This is a genomic window from Kitasatospora papulosa, assembly GCF_000717245.1.
Taxonomy (GTDB): domain Bacteria; phylum Actinomycetota; class Actinomycetes; order Streptomycetales; family Streptomycetaceae; genus Streptomyces; species Streptomyces papulosus.
In genome coordinates this window covers 1-21,765 of sequence record NZ_JNYQ01000003.1, presented here as the reverse complement: position 1 = coordinate 21,765, position 21,765 = coordinate 1, and the positions used below count along the sequence as shown (strand labels likewise).

Here is a 21,765-nt window from a genome sequence, read left to right as displayed (position 1 = left end):
GGGAAGGCAGCCCCCCGGTGCCACACGCCTCACGCCATGTCACTCCCCCCTCGCCGACGGCTCCGGAGCCGGTCGGGCCACGCGATTCCGGTGTCCCGGCGGCTGTCAGGCCGGCCTCGTTCGCCCAGAAGCGCCTCTGGTTCCTGGCCCAGCTCCCCAGCGGGAACGCCGCGTACAACGAACCGCTCGCCTTCCGGCTCGACGGGCCGCTCGACCGCGACGCCCTGGCCCACTGCCTCGACATGCTGACAGAGCGTCATGAAGCGCTCCGGACACGCCTGGTGGAGAGCGAGGGGGAGGTGTGGCAGCACATCGACCCGCCCGGCGCCGGTTTCTCCCTGGCTCTCGTCGACCTCACGGACAGCGCTGACCCCGAGGCGCGCCTCGAAGCGCTCAGGGCGGAGGAGGCCGGCACCCCCTTCGACCTTGCCGTCGGACCGCTGGGACGCGGAACCCTGGTCACTCTGGGGGAGGGGAGCCAGATCCTCCTGCTGACGTTCCATCACACCGTCTACGACGGACATTCGATGGGCGTCATGATGCGAGAGCTCGGCCGCCTCTACGCGGCCCGGACATCCGGTGACACCGACCCGCTGCCTCCGCTCGACGTGCAGTACGCCGACCACGCGCAGGTTCAGCACGACGCCGTCACCGACGGTGCTCTGTCCGCCCAGGAGTCCTACTGGCAAGGCGTGCTCGCGGGCGCCCCCGCCGTGCTGGAGCTGCCCGCCGACCGCACGCGCCCCGCCGAGCAGGCCTACGAGGGCGGCCGGGTCGAGTTCGCGGTCGACGCGGCGACCACCGACGCGCTGCGAGCCATGGCACGCAGGCACGGCGCCACGCTCTTCGTGACCGTCCTGACCGGGTGGGCGATCCTGCTCTCCCGGCTCTCCGGACGCGAAGACATCGTTGTCGGCAGCCCGGTCGCCAATCGCCGAGGGCCCGCCGCCGCGGACCTGATCGGCTTCCTCGTCAACTCGCTGCCCCTACGGGTCGACCTGTCCGGCTCACCCACAGCGGCCGAGGCGCTGACGCGCACCCGCGCCGTCGTACGCGAGGCGCTCAGGAACCAGGACCTGCCTTTCGAGCGCATGGTGGAACTGGTCAACCCGCCTCGCAGCGCCGCCCACACGCCCCTCTTCCAGACGATGTTCGCCTGGCAGCCGGACCGGCACGACCTCCTCGACCTGCCCGGAGTGCAGGTGCGGCCCCTTCCGATCGGCCATGCTCCCGCGCGTTTCGAACTGTCGCTGGTGGCGGTCGACGCCGGGGACCGCGTCACCGGCCACCTGGACTACGCGACCTCCCTCTACGACCGGGCGACGGCGCAGCGCTGGGCCCGACACCTCGAACACCTGCTCCGGGACATGGCCCGCGCGCCGGAGCGGACCATCGGGGCGCTGGAGCTGATGGAAGACGAGGAGCAGTTGCGCCTGCTGCGCGACTGGGATGCCACCGGCAGCGTCCTGGAGCTCTCACCGCACGCCCCCGAGGGCTCGGTGACGCCGAAGTCCGTCCTGGCGGCCACCGGGCTCGTGGAGCTGTTCGAGGATCAGGTGCGCGCGCGGCCGCACCACACCGCCGTCGTGGGTCGGGACGGTACCTTGGACTACGCGGCCCTCGACCGTCGCGCCGACCGCCTCGCCCACGCTCTCACCGCCCGCTCCGTGGGGCCCAGCGACGTGGTGGGCCTGCATGTCAGCCGCACCACCGCACTGGCCGTCGGCATCCTCGGCATCCTCAAGGCTGGTGCCGCCTACCTCCCTCTCGACCCCGGGCAGCCTTACGAGCGGCTCGCCGCCATGATCGAGGACGCGGCCTGCCCGGTGGTGCTGAGCGACGGTGTCGGCGACGGACGCCCGGGCGGGTGGCTGGACCTGGCGGCCGTCGAGGCCGAGGGAACCGGCGAGCGGGCGCCGGGCGGCATCGGCCACACCCCGGACCGCCTCGCCTACGTGATCTTCACCTCCGGTTCCACCGGACGGCCCAAGGGCGTCGCGGTGGAGCACCGCAGCGTGCTCAACCTGTTCGCCAACTGGCAGTCCCGCATGGGGTCCGGCCCCGGCGAGCCCGGCTCCGCCTGGTCGAGCATCGGGTTCGACGCCTCGGTCCACGAACTGCTGCTCCCACTGATCACCGGGGGAACGCTCCACATCGTCCCCGAGGAACTGCGCGGCGACCCGGCGTCCCTCATGACGTGGATGGGCGAGCACGGCATCACCCAGGCCTTCCTGCCGCCCGCCTACGTGAAGTGGATCGACGAGGACCCCGCGCTGCGGCTGGCCGGACTCCGGCTGCGTACCCTGCTCACCGGCGTCGAGTCGCTCACCGAGGCCGCCCTGCACCGCCTGACCCGGCACCTGCCCGGCCTGCGGATCTGCTTCGGCTACGGACCCACCGAGACGACGCTCTACAGCACCGCCTACTACGAGCCCGGCCCGCTGGAGCGGCAGTGCCCCGTGGGGCGCCCGCTCGGCAACACCCGTCTGTACGTGCTCGACGCGGACCTGCGACCGGTCCCGCCCGGCGTGGTCGGCGAGGTCTACCTCGGCGGTGACTGCCTCGCCCGGGGCTACCTCAACCGCCCCGACCTCACCGAGGAACGCTTCCTGCCCGACCCGTTCCTGCCCGGCGAACGCGTCTACCGCACCGGTGACCTCGCCCGCCGCCTCCCCGACGGCCAGGCCCATTACGCCGGCCGCGCCGACGACCAGGTGAAGCTGCGCGGCTTCCGGATCGAGCCGGCCGAGATCGAGGCCGCGCTGGGCACACTGCCCGGGGTCCGGGAAGCGGTCGTCCTGGTCGACCCGGACACGGAGGGGCAGCCCCGGCTCGTGGGCTGTGTCGGGCGGGGCGAGGCGGTACAGCGCACCACCCAGGACTGGCGCACCGAGCTCTCCCGCCTGCTGCCCGACTACATGGTCCCTGCCGTCTTCGTGGACCTGCCGGCCCTCCCGCTCAACCGCAGCGGCAAACTCGACCGGGAGGCGCTGCTCGAACTCGCACGCTCCCGGACGTCCCACGGGGTCAACGCGGCCAGCCCGCGCGACCACATAGAGCACGAGCTGTACCGGATATGGGGAGAGATCCTGCTCGCCCCGGACATAGGCATCAGCGACGACTTCTTCGAGAGGGGCGGCACCTCCCTGTCCGCGATCAAGATGGCCCACCGTGTCTCCGAAACCTTCGGCCGCTCCATGCCGGTGGCCGAGATCATCCTCCGGCCGACCATCGAGGCCCTCGGCGCGGTACTGCGCGAGGGAGGGACCCCCGGCGCCACGGGCAACGTCATCGAGTTCCGGGGCGGCACGGGCGCGCGGGTGATCTGCGTACACCCCGCCGGAGGCACGGCCTTCTGCTATCTGCCGCTGGCCGGACTGCTGCCCGACTCGGTGGCCCTGCACGGCATCCAGTCCCCGGGGCTGAACGAGGGGGAGAGCCACCTGCCGAACGTCGAGGCGATGGCCGAGACGTACCTACGGCTCCTGGAGCCGCTGGGTCCGGGGCCGATCGTGCTGACCGGCCTGTCCTACGGCGGGCTCGTCGCCCACGAGATGGGACGCCGACTCGCCCTCGGCGGCCGCACCGACGTCAGCGTCGTCCTGCTCGACACCCAGGCCACCGACGACCCGGCCGCCCGCGAAGCCGTCGCCCCCGTGGACATGGCCGAGTTCCGCGACAAGCTGGTGCGGTTCAACGGCATGTACCCCGGTATCGAGGACGCCCAGGTGGAGCGGTACTTCCAGATCTACAACCACAACCGGATGACCGCCCGGGACCACGTCCCCGCCACCTCCGGTGCACGGGTCGTCCTCGCCCAGGCGGTGCCGGGGCTGGAGGACACCCCCTTCCACGCGGAGGTGCGCGACTTCTGGCGTCGCCGTTGCGCCGGGCTCCGGATCGAGACCATGGACTGCGACCACTGGGAGATACTGGAAAGCGCCGAGGTCCCACAGGTGGCGGACATCATCGCCGCCGAGCTCGCGCACCACACGGCCCTGCCGGTCACCGGTGACGCTCTCCCGGCCCGGGAGGCGTGATGCGCGACCACCTCCTCCCGTCGGCCGGTGCCCCGGCTCTCCCTTCGCTCCCGCCGAACCCGAGCCTGGCCGAGGCCGTGCTCGCCCGCGCCCGGCACACTCCCGGCGCACCTGCCGTCGAGGACGGAGCGGTCGTCGTCGACTACGCCGGACTCGACCGCCTCAGCGGCCGGGTGGCGTCAGCCCTGCGTGCCGCCGGTGTACGCCCGGGGCAGGCGGTCGCCGTGTGCCTTCCCCGGTCGTGGCAGCTCGTCTGCGTCATGCTCGGCATCCGCCGTGCCGGGGCGACCGTCGTGCCGCTGGACCGTCTCAGCCCCGACCGGCGCCGCCGGCACGTACTCGAGGACTCGGGTGCCGTGGCGGCCGTCCATCGCGCTGCGGACGGAATCGACCTGCCGGCCTCCCTCCCGGCGCTCGACGCGGACCTGCTGATGGCGGGAGAGGACGAGCCCGCCGACGCGTCGCCGCCCGCCGAGCCGCGGCAGGACCCCGCCGGCGAGGCGGCCTTCGTCTTCTACACGTCGGGGACCACGGGCCTGCCCAAGGGCGTCGAGGTCACCGACGCGGGCGTACTCAGGCTGGCCGGAGCGCGGTACGTGACGCAAGGGCGGAGCAGCCGCTTCGGCTGCCTGTCCAACCCCGCCTTCGACGCACTCAGCTTCGAGGTCTGGACACCGCTCCTGACCGGCGGCGTCTGTGTGGTGCTCCACGACGAGGTGGTGCAGAGCCCTCCGCTGTTCGCCACGGCCCTCCGCGACCTGGGCATCGACACGATGTTCATCACCGTGTCCCTGTTCAACACCGTCGTGGCGGCGGTGCCCGACTGCTTCACCACCGTCGGACGGGTACTGATCGGGGGCGAACAGCTCAACGCCCACGTCGTACGGCGCTGGTACGAGAACAACCCGGACAGCGGCACGGTCCTGTTCAACGCGTACGGACCCACCGAGGCCACCACGTTCGCCCTGTGCCATCCCGTCCCCAGGGAGTTCACCGGTGACGCGGTCCCCATCGGCACCGCGCTGCCCGGCACCGGACTCCTCCTGCGCACCTCCGACGGGCGCATCGCCGAACCCGGCGAGACGGCCGAACTCCTGCTCACGGGCGAGGCGCTGGCCCTCGGCTACCGCAACCTTCCCGAGGAGACCGAGCGGCGCTTCGTCCTCCTGCCACGGGAGGACGGCGGCGAGGAACGCTGGTACCGCACGGGCGACCTCGTACGGGCGGACGACGAGGGCCGCCTCACCCACCTCGGCCGCGCCGACCGCCAGGTCAAGGTGCGTGGTTTCCGCATCGAGCCGGGGGAGGTGGAACGCAACCTGCTGGCCCATCCCGCCGTGTGCCAGGCCCACGTGTGCACCCGGCGCGAGGACGCCGACCAGCACGAACTGCTGGCGTTCCTCGTGCTGGAAGGCGGCGTAGCGGAAGACGAACTCTCCTACGAGGCCTACGAACGGCACCTCGCCGACACCCTTCCGGCGTACATGCGTCCCCACCGCACATACCTGGTCGAGCGGATCCCTCTCAGCGCCAACGGGAAGACGGACGAGGTCGCCCTGCTCGGCACCGCCGGCACCCAGGAGCCCTGGCGTGGCGGACACCGTGACGACCAGGTGGCGACCGCCGCCCAGCGGGAGATTCTCGACCTCGCCGCCGACGTGCTCGGGATCGCAGGGCTGCGTCCCTCCGACCGGCTGACATCGAGCGGCGGCGACTCGCTCAAGGCGCTGCGCCTGCGGTTCGACATCCAGCGTCGGTTCGGTGTGGACCTTCCCCAGGACCTCGTGCTGCGGGCCGACTTCGCCGCCATCGCGGACGCCGTGCACGCCCCGGACGCCGCCGGTGACATCCACCCGCCCGTACCGACCGCCGCCCCGGGCCCCACCTCGCCCGCCACCAGCGAGCAGGAGCGCCTGTGGCTCCAGTACGAACGCGACCCCGAGGACGCCGCCTACGACGTCCCGCTCGCCTTCGAGGTGCGCGGGACCGTACGCCTCCCCGCGCTCCGGCGGGCGGTGCGGACGGTGGTGGAGCGCCACACATCGCTGCGCACCCGCCTGGTCCCCACCGCGCAGGGACTGCTGCAGGAGGTGGAAGCCCCCTACGACCCGTGGCAGCCGTGCGAGGCCGACGCCGACGAGCCGTGGCAGGACTCGGCCTCCCGCTTCTTCGCCCACCGCTTCGACCTGCGCTCCCCGTACATGTGCCGTGCCACCTGGCTGCCGTCCGCCGAGCCGGACACGGACGGCCCGGAGCGCGGCGACGGCGCGGCTTCAGGCGCCGCCCACGGGGGAACCCTCCTGCTGCACCTGCACCACATCGCCGTGGACGGCTGCTCGCTCGGCATCATCCTCGGCGACCTCACCGAGGCGTACGGAGCGGCGTGCGAGGGCGCGGAATCCCCGGCCGCCCCGGGCCCGGCCACGACCGTCGCGCAGTTCGCGCACTGGCAACGGGCCTGGCGCGCGAGCCCCGCCTACGACGAACGGCGCACCCGTCTGCGCGCGTACTACGAGCAGGACGCCGAGACCGCGCCCGCCGCCGCGGTGTCCCGCGCACCCTCCAGGCCCTCCGCCCGCCTGCTGCGCACCACCCTGGACACGGTCCGGCGCGGCGCGCTCGACCGGCTCGCCGCCGAGCAGGGCCGCACCCGCTTCCAACTACTGCTGTCCGCATACGTGTGGAGCCTCTACGGCGTGACCGGCCAGACCCGGCCACTCGTGGCCGCACCGGTGGCGAACCGGCCCCGGCCCGAGTTCGCGGACACGGTCGGCATGCTGGCGAACACCGTGCTGCTGCCGCTGGACATGGAGCCCGAGGCCCCGCTGCGTCTCCTGCTGGACCGCCACGCGGCGACGTCCGAAGAGGTCCTGCGAGGACAGGAGGTGCTGCTCGCCGACGTGGTGGCGGACCGGCCGGCCGGCTCCCGGGGCGAACTCTTCGACTACCTCTTCGTCCAGGAGAACACCGACTTCTCGGCCCTGCGGCTTCCCGGCTGCACCGTCGGCCCGCTCTGGCCGGCCCCGCTCGGAGCCAAGTGCAGGATCACCCTCTCTGTCGTCGAGCACGCCTCCGGACTCGACTGCCTGTGGGAGTACCGCGAGGACGTCGACGAGAATGAGGTACGGGCCGCCGCCCGCCTCCTCGGGCAGGCCGTCGACAGGATGGCCGACGGAGCCGACATCTCCCTGCGCCGACTGGTGGCACCGTACCGCCGCACGCTCCCCGAGCACGGCCGAGGTCCCGCGTCCGAACCTGAGTTCGCCACCGTGGCCGAGGGTTTCGAGCGCCAGGCGCGCCGTACCCCTGACGCCCCGGCGGTGGCGACGGCTGACACCACCCTCAGCTACGCCGAACTCGACGCACGGGCAGCCGTGCTGGCGGAGGACCTGCGCGCCTATCTGCCCGCCGATCCGGCAGCACCGGCGGCCGTCGCCCTCTACCTGGAGCCCTCGGTCGAGCACGTGGTGTCGCTCCTTACCGCCGCCCGGCTCAACCTGACCGCCGTGCCGCTGGACCCGTCGTACCCGCCGTCCCTGCTGCGCCAGGTTCTCGCCCAGGCCGCGCCGGTGTGCGTCCTGGTGCCACCGGACCGTGCCGACGCGCTCGACGCCCTCGCACCCGCGGACCTGCCCCGCCACCCCCTGGTGTGCCCGGCGGACCCCCCTGCCGCGAAGCCCTCGCCAGGACACCGGGCGCTGCGCCCCCTGTACACCCTGTTCACCTCGGGCTCCACCGGGACACCCAAGGGCGTGCAGGTGCCCGACCGTACGCTGTGCAACCTCCTGACCTGGCAGCGCGAACACGGCGGACTGACCGCTCCCGCCGTCACCCAGCAGTTCTCCATGCTGTCCTTCGACGTCTCCTTCCAGGAGATCTTCACCACCCTGTGCTCCGGGGGCTTGCTCCGCCTGGTCGACCCCGCCTGGCGGCAGGACATGCCCACCCTCCTGGACCGGTTGGAGAGCGCGGGCGTCGAGCGGCTCTTCCTCCCCTACGTCGCCCTGCAACTCCTCGCGGAGCACGGAGTGCGGACCGGCCGCCATCCTTCCCGGCTACGGGATGTCATCACCGCGGGCGAGCAGTTGGTGTGTACGGACGCGATCCGCCGATGGTTCGCCGCGATGCCCTCCGCGCGGCTCTTCAACCACTACGGCCCCACCGAGACACACGTGGTCAGCGGCCTCCGACTGGACGGCGACCCCGCCCGATGGCCACTGCGGCCGGCGATCGGACGGCCCGTCTCGGGCGCCCTGCTCCGCGTGGTGGACGAGGACGGCCACGCCGTTCCGCCCGGAGCGACCGGCCACCTCTGGCTCGGCGGCCCCATGGCCGGGCGCTGCTACCTGGGCGACACCGAACTCAACCGCACCCGCTTCGTGGACGACCCCGAGGCGGGCACCTTCTACCGCAGCGGCGACCTCGCCCGCTTCGACCGCGAGGGCCTGCTGCACTACGCGGGACGGACCGACACCCAGGTCAAGATCAGTGGACACCGGCTGGAACTGGGCGCCGTCGAAGCCGCGCTGCTCCAGTACCCCGGGGTGACCAACGCGGTCGTCACAGAGACGCACGGCTCCCTCGTGGCCTGCCTCCAGGCCGACCAGGACCCCGACGCCGACGCGCTCGACCGCCACCTGAGCGCGATGCTCCCGTCCCACGTCCGCATCAGCCGCTTCCGTCGCCTGCCCCGGCTGCCGCGCACGCCCAGTGGAAAAGTGGACCGCCAGGCGGCCCTGTCCGCCTCCGGGCACGACCTGCGCCCCGGCGGGGGCGCCGCCCCTGTGCTCACCGAGATGGAACAACGGCTCACCGACCTGTTCCGGTCGGTGACCGGCCGGAACCCCGGTGCGCGGCAGCGGTTCTTCGACGCGGGAGCCACCAGCCTGGACCTCATGCGCTTCCAACTGCGCTGCGCGGGCGAGGGCGATCTGCACTTCGGCGTTCCGGAGCTGTTCGAGCACGTCACGATCCACTCCCTGGCGCGCCTCATCGAGGAGAGAGCCGCCCAGGCGGCCGGCGCCGGGACACCCCCCGCAGCCTCCGCACCCGCCGCCTCCGGCCCGGACCTCCCCGAGGCCGCCCCGGACACCGGCCGCACACCTCCCGCCGGGGGCAACGAACCGGTCGCCGTCATCGGTATGGCCGTCCGCCTGCCCGGCGCCGCCGACCTGGCCGCGTTCTGGGACCTGGTCACCTCCGGCGGACGCGGCATCGAGGACTTCCCCGCCGCCGACGGACTGGTCGGGGCCCGCAGCCAGATGGACGGGCTCCTGGCCTTCGACCCGGGCCACTTCGGCATCAGTCCGCACGAGGCCCGGCTCATGGACCCGCAACAGCGGCACCTGCTGATGGCCTGCGTGCAGGCCCTCGCACACGCGGGCATCGCCGACGCCGGAGCCGGGCGGGTCGGCCTCGTCGCCGCGTGCGGCGAGAACACCTACTTCCAGAGCCTGCTGAGGGAGGCCGATCCCGCGACACTGCCCGACTCCTTCCGGCTCGCCCTGCACCACGAGAAGGACTTCCTGTCCACCCGGGCCGCGTACCACCTCGGCCTGCGGGGGCCGGCGCTCACCGTCCAGTCGGCCTGCTCCAGCTCCCTCGTCGGCGTCCACCTCGCCGCCGGGCTGCTGCGACAGGACGACGCCGACGTGATGCTCGTCGGCGGCGTCCTCGTGGACCGTGAGCTGACGGACGGGTACATCCACCGGCCGAACCGCATCTTCTCCCCGGACGGCCACTGCCGGCCCTTCAGCGCGGACGCCGCCGGCACCGTGGGCGCCAGCGGTGTGGGCGTCGTCGTCCTCAAGCCGCTCGCCGCGGCGCGCCGCGACGGCGACACCGTCTACGCGGTGATCACGGGCTCCGCCGTCAACAACGACGGTGCCGACAAGATGAGTTACAGCGCTCCCTCGTTGGCCGGACAGCGGGCCGCGGTGAGCACCGCCCTGCGCCGCAGCGGTCGTACGGCCGTCGAGGTCGGCTACGTGGAGGCCCACGGAACCGGAACCCGGCTGGGCGACCCGATCGAAGCCGCCGCCCTGCGCGCCGGTTACGAGCTGGCCGACGACGCGGGTCTCGCCCTGTCCTCCGTCAAGAGCCAGATCGGGCACCTGGGCGCGGCCGCGGGTGTGGTGGGGCTGGTGCGGGCGGTGCTCGCCGTCCACCACGGCACCATCCCGCCGACCGTCGACTTCGACCGTCTCAACCCGGCCGTCGACGCGGGTCCGTTCCGGATACCGGTGACCGCGCAGCCCTGGCCCTCCACGGCGCCACGCGTCGCGGGCGTCAGCAGCTTCGGCATCGGCGGTACCAACGCCCATCTGCTGGTGGAGAGTCCGGACGGCACGGACACGGCACCGCGGCCTCGCGACCAGCCTCTCCGGCCACCGACGCCCTGCCTCGTCCTGTCCGCCGACTCACCCGCCGCCCTGATCGAGGACGCCCGCCGGATCGCCGCCCACCTCAGCGCCGGCCCTGGCGACTACGCACAGGTGTTGCGCCACCTCCAGGCGGGCCGTCCCGTACGGGCGTACCGGGCCGCCGTCATGTGCGAGGACCCCGAATCGGCCGTCGCGTGGCTGCGCGCACTCGTACCGCCGGCCGACCCGGTGTCACCGAGCGGCGTTCCGGCCTCGGGCATCGACGCGCTGGAGCCGGCCACGGCCTGGACCGCCGGCCACACCGTCGACTGGACGCCCGGTCCGGCCTCCGCCCCCTGGGACTTCCCGCCGCCCGCGTTCGACCTGGCGGACTACGACTTCCCGCGCACGGGACCGACGGCACGGACATCGGCGGACGTCCCCGCTCCGCGCACACCGACACCGGTGCCGGGCCGGACCCCGGACCCGCAGCGGCTCCCGGCCGACCGGTGGACGCACCAGCCGCAGTGGACCCGGCTCCGCAGGGCACGGACCGACGTGTCGGCACCGACACGGACCGCCGTGATCGTCGCCGACGAGCGGACCCACCCGACGGCATGGGCGGAACTGGAGCGGCGGTACACGCGGGTGGTGTGGCTGCTTCCGGGCAAGGACCTCGTACGGATCGACGACGACCGCTACGAGGCGGACCCCTCGGACACCGGGCACCTGGCGGCCGTACTGCTCGAGGCGGGCGCACCCGGCCCGGCGGGCACCGCGGTCGACTGGCTGCACGCACTGCCCCTCGCCATCGACGGGGACATCGGCGAGGAGTCGCTCGACACCGCCCGGTGGGCCTGCCTCGACACCGTCGCCGCCCTGTCCCGGGCCGTCGCCGACGTCGTGCGGACACACGGCCGCGACCGGCCCCGCGTGTGGTTGCTGTCCTGCGGGGCCCAGCCGGTCACCGGTCCGGTGCGGCGGCCCGAGGCGGGTCTGCTGACGGCGGCGACGCAGGTGCCCCGACAGGAGCTCGGCACGGAGATGAACTGGATCGACCTGCCCGGCCCCGACCCCGCCCCGTGGGCCGCGTTCCTGCCCGACCTCCTTCTCGACGCCCCGGCGGAGACGGCCGCCGTCGCTCTGCGCGACTCCTTCTGGTGGCACCGCGGCGTCCACCCCGTGGCGGCCCCGGCGACGCCCCGGAGCGACACGGAACGCGGTCGCGAAACAGGGGCACGGAGCATCGGCACCCACCTGGTCCTCGGCGGCACCGGGGGCATCGGCGCCGTCCTGGCCGCCCGGATCCTGCGGCACCCGGAGAACCGTGTCGTCCTGCTGTCCCGCCACGCCCTGCTCCCTCCGGCCCTGGAACCATCGCGAGACCGGATCACCCTGGTGCGCGCGGACCTCGCCCTGGAGGAGCCCGCCGACCTCGCGGATCGCCTGGCACCCCACCTGGGAGGAGGCCTGGCCGGCATCGTGCACGCGGCCGGAACGGCCGCCGGTGGGCTGCTCGCGCTGCGCCACGCGGAAACCGCCCGCCGGGGCACGGAGGCCAAACTCCGTGGCGCCCTGCTCATGGAGCGGCTCATCGCATCGCACCACCCCGGCCACGCCGTCTACTGCTCGTCCATGGCCTCCCTGTTCGGCGGCGTCGGACAGTTCGACTACGCCGCGGCCAACGGTTGCCTGGACGCGTTCGCCCAGTACGGGGGCGACGACGGCACGAGCCGAACGGTCCGCATGGGCATCGGCTGGGACGTCTGGCGCGACACCGGTATGGCGCTGAGCGCGCTCGGCCACGACGGACAGCACCAAAGACACCTGCTGACCGGCCTGACATCCGACGAGGGTGCCGCCGTGTTCGAGCAGGCCATGCGGCTGCAACTCCCGCACCTCATGGTCAACACCACCGACCTCGCCCAGGCACGGAGCTTCTACGAACGCCCCGCGACCACCTCCGAGGAGACGCCCCACCCTCCCACCGAAGCGGCACGGCCGACGCCCGGCCACGACCGCGTCGCGCAACTCGTCGACATCGTGGCCCCGCTGCTCGGGGTGGACGACGTGGCGACCGACGCGTCGCTGTACGACCTCGGCGCGGACTCCCTGATGATGCTGGAACTGGCGGACCGGATAGAGCAGCGCTTCGGCGTGGACCTCGACCTCTCCCGTTTCAGCCACCGGGTCAGCGTGGCGGAGATCTCCGGCCTCATCGACGCCGCCGCACGCGACGCACGTCCCACCACCTCGGATGCTCCGGTGCAGGTCGAGGTGTGGCAGCGGGGCGTCGACGGTTCGGACGTGCTCTGTCTCGTCCATCCGGTCGGCGGTGACATCCAGGCCTACCGCCCGCTCGTGTCCGCGCTGGGGGACCGGCTCACCGTATGCCTCATCGCGGACCCGGCACTGCGCACCGCCCCGGACCGGCCCGCCGAGCCCCTCGCCGACCGTGCCGCACGCTACCTGGAGGCGGTCCGGGCCGAACAGTCCGGATCCGGTGGCCGGCTTCTCCTGGCCGGCTGGTCCTTCGGCGCCTGGATGGCCCTGTCGATGGCCGCTCTCGCGGAGGAGCACGACCTGCCTGCCGCCGGCCTGTACCTGCTGGACCCGCCGCCGCCCGGGGCGGGCGCGGCGGTCGCGGCCTACGACGACCGGCAGGTGGACGCCGTCTTCGTCCGCGAACTGGGCGGCAACCGCGCGGGCGGGCTGAGCGGGAGCGGACGTGAATACGCCGAACAGCTGGCCCGGTGCTGCCGTGCCAACCTGTCGGCCATGGCCGGCCACCGGCTGCCACGCCTGAGCCGCACCCCGAGCTCCCTGTGGATCGCGGAACGTACCGTCCCCGACGTGCCGTCCCTCGCGCCGGAGCCGGTGCCCACCGAGGAGTGGGAGGCCCATCTCCCGTCCCCGGTCCGCGCCCACCGAATCGACGCGGACCACTACACCCTCGTCGCCGCACCCCATGTGGAGTCCATAGCCGCCGTCATCCTGCAGGACGCGGCACCGCGTGGAGAGGCCGGACACGGGCACCGGACCGACACCGACGAGGGACTCCCGGCCCCACGCTGACCACCACCGACTCACCCGACACAGCGCGCACGAGTGACATCGCGCACGAGCAGAAGAGGTTCCTTCCATGGAGGAGTACGCACTCCAGGCGGTCGAACGCCTGACGACCCGTCCGGCCGAACCGTACGAGACGATCTCCGTCACCCCCGTCACCCCGGTACTGGGTGCCGAGGTGACGGGCCTCGATCTGTCACAGGAACTGACGGACCGGCAGGAAAAGGAACTCGTACACGCGTTCCTCGCCCACCATGTGCTGGTCTTCCGCGACCAGGACATCACCCCCGAGCAGCACAAGCGGTTCGCCGCCCGCTTCGGTGAGCTGCACCCTGTGGCGCTCGCCGCCGAGGGTTCGGACCCGCACATCCTGGAGATCAGGGCCACGAAGGAGTCCCGGGCCATCGCGGGCAACGGCTGGCACGCCGACGGCACTGCCGACACCGACCCCTCGCTCGGCTCCATGCTGTACATCACGGAGATCCCCGAGGGGGGCAGCGGTGGAGACACCCTGTTCGCCAACATGCACCTGGCTTACGAACTCCTCTCCCCGGCCATGAGGTCCTTCCTGGACGGGCTCAGCGCCCTGCACGACGGCGCCCTGCCCTGGGCCACCGCCGGACAGACCCCGCCGGCGGACTACGACATCCCCCGTACCGAGCATCCCGTGGTCGTCCTGCACCCGGAGACCGGACGCAAGCTGCTCTTCGTCAACGGCCCCTACACCTCCCACATCACCCAGCTCGCGAGGCCGGAGAGCGATGCGCTCCTTCAGATGCTCTACGCCCACATAGCCCGCACACCTCTGCTCCAGTGCCGGATCCGCTGGCAGCCGCGCACCCTGGTCTTCTGGGACAACCGCTGCGTACAGCACCACGCGGTCTGGGACTACTTCCCCCACGGCCGCTACGGCCAGCGGGTGGCCATCAACGGAACTCGTCCCCAGCGGGGTTCGACGACCTGACCTCGCGGTGCAGGCCGGCCCACCGCCGACGGACCGTCCGGTGGCGGTGTCGTCGGTGCGCCCGTGGCCAGGGAAGACCAGATGTGCCGGGTAGGGGCCGCGTCGCCGTCCCCCGCCTGACCGGCCCCTCGTCGGGACCGACGAGGGGCGGGACCGACAAGGGGCGGGACCGACGAGGGGCGGGGTCAGCGGCGCCGGGCGGCCTGGGCCGCGGCGACGGAGGCGGTCAGCAGCTCGGCGTCGAACAGCGTGGCCTCGCCGAGGCGGTGGGCTCCGGCGTAGGAGTTCAGCATGGCCTTCGTGCTGCGCAGGGCCGAAGGGGAGCGGCGCAGCAGTGGCTTGATCCAGCGGTCGACGGTGGCGTCGAGCTGCTCCTCCGGAACGACCTTGTGCAGGATGGCCAGTTCCGCGGCCCGGTCGGCGTCGAACCGGTCGGCCGTGAGCAGCAGCTCCCGAATCCGGGCGGCACCCGTCTCGTACAGCATCCGGGCGGTGATCCCGCCCCAGGCCGGTGGAACACCAAGGCCCAGCTCCGGGATCCGGTAATGGCTGGTGTCTGCTCCGACGCGCAGGTCGCAGAAGACCGCGAGTCCCAGTCCCGCCCCTACGACGCCGCCGTGCAGCCGTGCGATGGTGACGACTCCGGTGTTCGCCAGCAGGTCGCACATCCGGCGCGCCTTGTTGGCGAGCGCACGCATGCTCGCGTTGCCGGTCTCCGGAGAGAGCAGGGAGGGGAATTCGGTGCGGTCCCCGCCGAGGCAGAAGTCGCTGCCCGCGCCGGAGAGGACCAGGACACGGGTGGTGGGATGGTCGTCCAGCGCGCCTAGGACGGCGAGGAGTTCGTCCAGGAGCAGTCCGGATATCGCGTTTCCGGTCTCGGGACTGTTCAGCCGGACTCTCACCACCGCGTCGTCGTGCTCGACGTGCAGGGCCTTGAGGTCATCGATCATTTTTCTTGATTCCTGACGTACGGTTTCTGGAGCTGGAGTGCGGTGAAACGGTTCTTCTCTTCGGCGCGGGGCCCGGTTCAGGCCGGTGTCACCATGAGGTGGTTGAGCCGGCGGAACGAGACCCGAGGCTCCCAGGCGGGCGGTTCGCTGATCCGGAGCCGGGGCAGCCGCCTGAGTATCGAGGCCAGCAGCAGGCTGCCCTCCAGCCGGGCCAGAGGCGCACCGAGGCAGTAGTGGATTCCACTGCCGAAACCGAAATGCGGCGGCTTGCGGCGGACGTCGAAGTCCTCGGGATTCTCGTACTGCCGCGGATCGTGCTGGGCCGCTCCCACCATCAACTGCACCATCTCGCCCTCGCGGACCAGGGCGCCGCCCAGCGTGATGTCGTGCGGAGCCGTCCTGCTGATCGCGTGGATCGCCGGGTCGTAGCGCAGGGTCTCGTCGACCACGTGCGGGATGTACTCGGGGTGGGTGCGCAGCCGTTCCAGCTGCTCGGGGTGTTCCAGCAGTAGCCGGACCATGCCGGACAGCAGGTGCTCCGTGGTCTCCAGGGCGGCGACGATCACGAAGACCGCCATGGAGTGGGCCTCGGCGTCGGCCTTCTCCCGGTCCGGTTCCAGCGTGTCCCAGGTCGCTATCCACGAGGAGACCGGGTCGTCCCCCGGCCTCGCGCGGCGCTCCCGCACCAGTGCGGTGAAGTACTCCTGGAGCCCGCGGGCCGCTGCGTCCGCCCGCGCGAGTTGGCTGGGCGAGGGGAAGAATTCCTGGCTGAGGGTCTGGTCGTTGGTCAGGGACCTGAGCACGGAATAGTCACCTGCCGGAAGATTCAGCCATTCCCCTATGGCTCGGACGGGCAACTCCTCGGCGACCAGGGAAGTGAAGTCCGCAGGCCCCTTGAGCAACTCGCCCTCGAAAACGTCGAGCACCTTCTCGACGTTCTTCGCTATCGAAATCTCTATTTCCGCCAGCTTTGCTCGGTCGAACATGCTGCCCGCCGAACGCCGCACCTTCGTATGATGGGGCGGATTGAGCATGGGAAGTGATTTCGCCGTTTGGAGCGAGGCCGGAGTGTTCCAACGCGCAGCATTGGCCTGACCGGCCCTCCACTCGGTATCGGGCACCCTCCACGTTCTGCTCCGCATGACCTCGTCGCAGAGCGCGTACGAGGTGACGAGATGTCCGCCCCAGGGGGAGGGGAAGATATCCCCGAGCGCCCTCAGTTCCGCGTAGAGGGGCCGGGGATTCGACTGGCCTTTCCCGGTACGCAGCCGGGAGAAAAGAGAGGCCACGGTGCGGCGGTCGACGGTCGCGGTCGGCAGGGTGGGTTCCACGAGAATCTTTCTCTCAAAGGATCACGTAAGGTATCCAGCCCTGACTACCCCTCGGACGGAACGCCCATGCGACTGCGATCACCTAGTTGGTGTGGTGGATGTCACCCCTTCCACCAGGAGAGGAAGCCGCTCCAGAAAGTTCCCTTTCGGGCGTGTCCCTGTTGTTCGCCTGCCGGATTCGCCGGAGCGGAACGGGTATCGGCCGAGAAGCGTGCGGCGGCCGAACCCTCCCTGCGTACCGGGGTGAACCGGGCGGGCAGCGAGGTCAGCGCGCGGTGCAGCGGGCCCGGACGCCACGTCAGCGATTCGACCGGGACGCTCAGCTCGATGTCCGGCAGTTTGTTGAGGAGCTTCTCGATCGTCAGGATCGAGATCAGCAGCGCCGGGTCCTTGGCGGGGCACGCGTGCGGCCCCGCGCCCCAGGCCAGGTGGGCCCGCTTGCTGAGCGTCTGACGGCTCGTCGAGAGGCTCGGGTCGCTGTTGGCGGCCGCGAAGCTGATGAGGACGGGGTCCCCGGCGTTCAGCTTCGTCCCGGAGAGCTCGACGTCGTGCACCGGGTAGTGGCCGGCCCAGTTGGCTATGGGCGGGTTGTTCCAGAGCACGTCGTTGATGGCGTCCTCGACCAGCAGGCTCGCGCCGTACTGGTCGCCCGCGTACTTCTCGTCGGACAGCAGGAGCCGCAGCGCGTTGCCTATGAGGTTCTGGGTGGGCTCGGCGCCGCCTCCGATCAGCGTCATGATCTCGGAGATCAGTTCCTCGTCCGTCAGCCGGCCCGGGTGCTGCATGAGCCAGGAGGTGACGTCGTCACCGGGCTGGGCACGCTTCAGCGCGATGAGCTCCATCAGCGTCTCGGTCAGCAGCGTGATGGCCTTGTCCGCTTCGACGCCGTCCATCAGGCAGGAGATGCTGAAGACCAGCTGGTCGCCCAGCTCCGCGGGGCAGCCGAAGAGCTCGTTGAAGACCAGCAGCGGTACCAGCTGGGCGTAGTCGGCGACCAGATCCACCCGGCCGCGGCCGTTGAACTCGCTGATGAGGTAGTCGGCGACCCGGTCCACGTGCCGGCTCAGCCGGTGCGTGTCGATCCGGGCGAACGTCTCGGTCACGACCTGGCGGTGCCTCATGTGCGCCGCGCCGTCGGAGTAGAGCGAGTTCGGCCGGTACAACATCATGGGGACGATCGCGCTGTCCAGGGGGATCTCGCCCGCGTTGAGCGCGCGCCAGCGGCGGGCGTCCCGGACGAAGGTCTCCGGATTCTGCAGGACGTGCAGCGCCGCCGCGTAGTCGGTGACCAGCGAGGCGTGCACACCGGGAGACAGCTCGACGGGCGCGGCGGGGCCGAACGTCCGCAGGTACTCGTAGAAGCCGTCCGGGTCGGCGGCGAACTCGGGGCCGTACAGGGGAACGCTCGCGTTCCCGCCGTTGCCGTGTGCGGGGCAGCCCGGTGGCGGGGCGGAGAAGTCCGAGGGGGATTGCATGGGGGTCGAGCTCCTAGTTGAGGCGTGACTGGAGGTAGCGGACGAGCGTGATCAGTGCGTTCGCCGAGGAACGCTGGTCGCGGGCGTCGCAACTGACAAGAGGCGTCTCGGGCAGCAGGTCGAGTGCCTCCCGGATCTCCTCGTCCGCGTGGTCGGGGCGGTCACCGAAGCGGTTCACGGCGATGGTGTACGGAATCCCGTAGTGCTCGACCAGGTCCATCACGGGGAAGGACTCGTCGAGGCGCTCCGGGTCCACCAGCACCAGTGCCCCGAGCGCACCGCGTGAGATGTCCTCCCAGACCTGTACGAATCGCTGCTGCCCCGGTGTCCCGAAGAGGTAGAGCACCAGCTCCTCGCTGAGCGTGAGCCGGCCGAAGTCCATCGCGACCGTGGTCGTGGTCTTGCCGGTCGTGCCCTTGAGGTCGTCGATCCCCTCGCCCGCCCGCGTCATGACCTCTTCGGTGCGCAGCGGCGGGATCTCGGACATGGTTCCTATGAACGTGGTCTTGCCCACGGCGAAGTGCCCGACCACCAGAATCTTCGCTGCGGTCTGAACCGACTCCCGGAGATAGACGCTCTCATCCGAATCGGGCTTGAAGGCCATGCAGCACCTGCTCCAATATGTTCCGGTCGACAAGCTTCGCGGCGGGGATCGGGGCCCGTGTGACGAGGTACCCGCCCTGGGTGAGGTCGGACAGCAGAATCTTGACCACGCCGACCGGGAACTGGGTGTGCCCGGCGATCTCGGCCACCGACAGGTGTCCGCCGGAGCACAGCTCCAGAAGGCGCCGTTTCTCGGGGTCGAGATGCTGTACGGCCGGTGCGTCCTGAGCGGTCGTCACCAGAGTGATCAGCGAGAGCGTGTCGTCGTCCAGGAGACTGCGTCCGTTGGTGATGACATAGGCCGGGACTAAGGGGGTGGCGGGCTGTTCCTGTTCCGGCTCGTCCGGTGTTGTCATGCCTTGGTGTCGGCAATCTCGCGAGGGGGCGTGGTGAGGGCTTTGCCGAGCTGTCCGACGAGCTGCTGCATGCGGAACGTGATCTCGGCCATGTCGACGTCGGGCGTCGCGGAAACCGCGAGATAGGCGCCCTCGCCGGCGGAGATGAGGAAGACCCAGCCGTGGTCGAACTCCACCAGGGTCTGGCGCCACTGCCGGTGCCGGCTCGCCGGTGTGCCGCAGAAGTCGACCACCGTCCGGCTCAGCGACTGGATTCCGCTCATGGCGGCGGCAATGGTGTCGGCCTGGTCCTTGCCGACGTCCTTCGAGCGCGCCATGAGTAGACCGTCGGCAGACACGAGAAGGGCGTGCTGCGCCGCGGGCACTTCCAGGGCGCTGTCAAGCATCCATGACAGGTCGTAATTCACTGAGTCTCAGGCCCTTCGCTGCTTGCGTTGGTGGAACTGCGGCCGGACTGTGTTCCACGCTGGAACGCGCCCATGACCGAAGCGGTCTGTTCGCTGGAACGAACCGGCACGTCCGGTGAGTCGACGGCGGGCACGATGGACATCGCGCCTCTGCGCCGGCGTTTGGGCAGACCGCCGAGGGTCGTCGAGGGTGCCACCGGGCTCTCCTCGGGCGGCATCGAGCGGGGTGCGGCCACCGTGGGGAACTCCTTGGGCTGTGGCTCGGGCTGAGGCTCGGGCTCGGGCGCCTGGATGGTCGTGAGGAGATCCTCCGGGAGCAGCAGGACCGCTCGCACGCCGCCGTACGGGGAGGTCGAGTCCACGGACACGGTGAAGCCGTACCGGGCGGCGAGAACGCCGATCACGGTGAACCCGAACTGCGGCGGATTCCCCAGCCCCGAGACGCCGGGGGAGTTCTCGCCCGAAAGGAGCTTCGCGGCCCGGTCCTTCTCCTCCTCGTTCATACCGACGCCGGCATCGTCGACGATGATGCAGACGCCCTTGGGTACGGGGCGGATGTTGATCTCGATCATCGTTTCCGGCGCGGAGTAGCTGGTCGCGTTGTCCAGCAGTTCGGCCAGGGTCAGCGCGACCGGTTCGACGGCGCGGCTGGCGATCGCGAAGTTCGTCTGGGCCCGGATCTCCACACGGGTGAAGTAGCGGATACGGCCCTTCGCGCTCCTGACCACGTCGTAGAGCGATGCGGCGGAGCGCTGCCTGCCGAGCCAGCCGTCGCAGAGCACGGCGATGGACTGCGCGCGCCGGGCGAACTGCGAGTTCATGTGGCTGATGTCGAGGAGGTCCTGGAGAATATGGAGTTCCCCGTACTTCTCCTGCAGCTTCGTGATCGCCAACTGCTGTTCGCCGGCAAGGCCCTGGAGCGTACGCATGGCCGACTTCAGTGCGGTCTTCGTCGCTTCCTCGGCCCGGTCCTTGGCCTCTTCGACGGCCTCGGCGTAGTGGTTTTCGAGATTCGCGTAGTGAGTCTTCAGATCCTCTTTCTCTCTGCGTAGCTCGGATATCCTCTTCCTGTCGCGCGATATCGCGATAATTGCGACAAGAATGCCTGCGAGCAGAACCCAAAAAATTGGATCCTGGAGGTATTGCGTCATAAGGCTCTCTTCGGGCGACTGGGCCACCGGATACTCAATGTCTGGCGGGTGCTGTCGAGTACGTCCCCGGTCACAGGTGTGCTGCAGCCACAAATATGCGGGATCGGTCGCGCGTGCTCGCCTGGGCGGACGGCCCTGACTGGCGTGGCCGATGGCATAGGTCTCCCCCGGGGGATGGCGGATTTCTGGGCCGATGCGCTGACTTTCCTGTGATGCCATAGCGGGTTGAGTACCGCTTGGCAAGCTCGGTGATCGTATCATCACGGGCTGATCGGATCGTGAGCGGATCTGTTCCTTTTTGGGCACCTGACGGCTATTCGGCAATGTCATCGATTTGGGGGATTTGGTGAGCGTTGCTGATCGCTTCCGTGCGGTGCGAGTCCGGCGGTATTGCCTGCCTATAGGGCGAATCATCCCTTCGATCGCATGCCCAGGCACGTGCCACGGGCATGCTCGTGATGAATTGGTGCGGAACCGGTGCGGATGTGGCGGCCCCCGCAACCACGCGGTCTCCGGCCGGGTGGACGCCTTCCGCCGCGCCCCGCCGTCCCGCCCTCCATCGGCCGGGGGAGCGGGGGCATCGCCCCCCCCGCACCGGGAGGCGGCGGCTTCCCCGACCGGCGCGGTCGGCGGCTGCCCACGGTGCCGCCGCTTCGGACACCTCGCGCACCGCCCCGCCGTCCGTTCAGCGTCGCCGCGCTTTTCCCGCAGCCGGCCCCGCTGGCGCGGGCAGCGCGACCCGGCCGCGCGGATCAGCAGCCGACGCGCTCGCCCTGCACGGCAGTTCGGCCGGTGCGGCCCGCTCGGTGGGGTTTGCTCCTGCGGCGCGGCGACGAACCGTGTCTGCGGACACGACGGAATCCCATGTGATCACATTGTTGTGATCATCGGTCTTTTTGGGTCATCGCTGCTCGTTAAGGTCAAAGCGTGTCTGATCTTGGACAGCGCAGTTCATCGACCTAGGGCCTGTCTTCAAAGGGTCATATCCACATCAGGAGTGACGCGATGGTGAGTGCTGCTTCGTAGGATTCGCGGGTTTTGTCGTAGCGGGTGGCTA

The 21,765-nt window shown here is 70.9% G+C and carries 10 protein-coding genes; 3 read left to right on the top strand and 7 right to left on the bottom strand.

The window, feature by feature from the left end; genetic code table 11:
* Positions 1-17 precede the first annotated feature (17 nt).
* The 3 genes from IA22_RS0108500 to IA22_RS0108490 all read left to right on the top strand — a co-directional run bounded on the left by IA22_RS0108500 (position 18) and on the right by IA22_RS0108490 (position 14,435).
* Entirely contained in the window at positions 18-4,040 is a 4,023-nt protein-coding gene (locus tag IA22_RS0108500) for a non-ribosomal peptide synthetase (protein ID WP_030123190.1), read from the top strand.
* Positions 4,040-13,477, top strand: a complete 9,438-nt coding sequence (locus IA22_RS0108495; protein ID WP_030123189.1) for a non-ribosomal peptide synthetase — start codon at positions 4,040-4,042, stop codon at positions 13,475-13,477. Before IA22_RS0108500 ends, IA22_RS0108495 begins: the two co-directional genes overlap by 1 nt.
* Before the next feature lie 67 nt (positions 13,478-13,544).
* Positions 13,545-14,435, top strand: a complete 891-nt coding sequence (locus IA22_RS0108490; RefSeq protein WP_015575706.1) for a TauD/TfdA dioxygenase family protein — start codon at positions 13,545-13,547, stop codon at positions 14,433-14,435.
* Between the two features lie 185 nt (positions 14,436-14,620).
* Here IA22_RS0108490 and IA22_RS0108485 read toward each other — a convergent pair whose 3' ends face one another.
* The 7 genes from IA22_RS0108485 to IA22_RS0108455 all read right to left on the bottom strand — a co-directional run bounded on the left by IA22_RS0108485 (position 14,621) and on the right by IA22_RS0108455 (position 20,708).
* Positions 14,621-15,385, bottom strand: a complete 765-nt coding sequence (locus IA22_RS0108485) for an enoyl-CoA hydratase/isomerase family protein (protein ID WP_015575705.1) — start codon at positions 15,383-15,385, stop codon at positions 14,621-14,623.
* Positions 15,386-15,462: 77 nt separating this feature from the next.
* On the bottom strand, positions 15,463-16,716 hold the full coding sequence (locus IA22_RS0108480; RefSeq protein WP_015575704.1) for a cytochrome P450: 1,254 nt from the start codon (positions 16,714-16,716) through the stop codon (positions 15,463-15,465).
* A gap of 101 nt (positions 16,717-16,817) precedes the next feature.
* A complete protein-coding gene (locus IA22_RS0108475) occupies positions 16,818-18,191 on the bottom strand; it encodes a cytochrome P450 (RefSeq protein WP_014158207.1) in 1,374 nt (457 codons plus the stop codon).
* 13 nt (positions 18,192-18,204) lie between these two features.
* Entirely contained in the window at positions 18,205-18,795 is a 591-nt protein-coding gene (locus IA22_RS0108470; protein WP_014158208.1) for a GTP-binding protein, read from the bottom strand.
* Complete coding sequence (locus tag IA22_RS0108465; protein WP_014158209.1) at positions 18,770-19,150, bottom strand: DUF742 domain-containing protein; 381 nt, start codon at positions 19,148-19,150, stop codon at positions 18,770-18,772. Before IA22_RS0108465 ends, IA22_RS0108470 begins: the two co-directional genes overlap by 26 nt.
* Positions 19,147-19,557, bottom strand: coding sequence for a roadblock/LC7 domain-containing protein (locus IA22_RS0108460; protein ID WP_014158210.1), 411 nt, complete (start codon positions 19,555-19,557; stop codon positions 19,147-19,149). The genes IA22_RS0108465 and IA22_RS0108460 overlap by 4 nt, the downstream gene beginning before the upstream one ends.
* On the bottom strand, positions 19,554-20,708 hold the full coding sequence (locus IA22_RS0108455; protein ID WP_015575702.1) for a sensor histidine kinase: 1,155 nt from the start codon (positions 20,706-20,708) through the stop codon (positions 19,554-19,556). The genes IA22_RS0108460 and IA22_RS0108455 overlap by 4 nt, the downstream gene beginning before the upstream one ends.
* Positions 20,709-21,765: the final 1,057 nt, after the last annotated feature.

What these genes read in the sequence shown, in the direction of transcription:
- IA22_RS0108495 (WP_030123189.1), top strand. Translation starts at nt 4,040, where the DNA reads ATGCGCGACCACCTCCTCCCGTCGGCCGGTGCCCCGGCTCTCCCTTCG.
- IA22_RS0108490 (WP_015575706.1), top strand. Translation starts at nt 13,545, where the DNA reads ATGGAGGAGTACGCACTCCAGGCGGTCGAACGCCTGACGACCCGTCCG.
- IA22_RS0108485 (WP_015575705.1), bottom strand. Translation starts at nt 15,385, where the DNA reads ATGATCGATGACCTCAAGGCCCTGCACGTCGAGCACGACGACGCGGTG.
- IA22_RS0108475 (WP_014158207.1), bottom strand. Translation starts at nt 18,191, where the DNA reads ATGCAATCCCCCTCGGACTTCTCCGCCCCGCCACCGGGCTGCCCCGCA.
- IA22_RS0108470 (WP_014158208.1), bottom strand. Translation starts at nt 18,795, where the DNA reads ATGGCCTTCAAGCCCGATTCGGATGAGAGCGTCTATCTCCGGGAGTCG.
- IA22_RS0108465 (WP_014158209.1), bottom strand. Translation starts at nt 19,150, where the DNA reads ATGACAACACCGGACGAGCCGGAACAGGAACAGCCCGCCACCCCCTTA.
- IA22_RS0108455 (WP_015575702.1), bottom strand. Translation starts at nt 20,708, where the DNA reads ATGACGCAATACCTCCAGGATCCAATTTTTTGGGTTCTGCTCGCAGGC.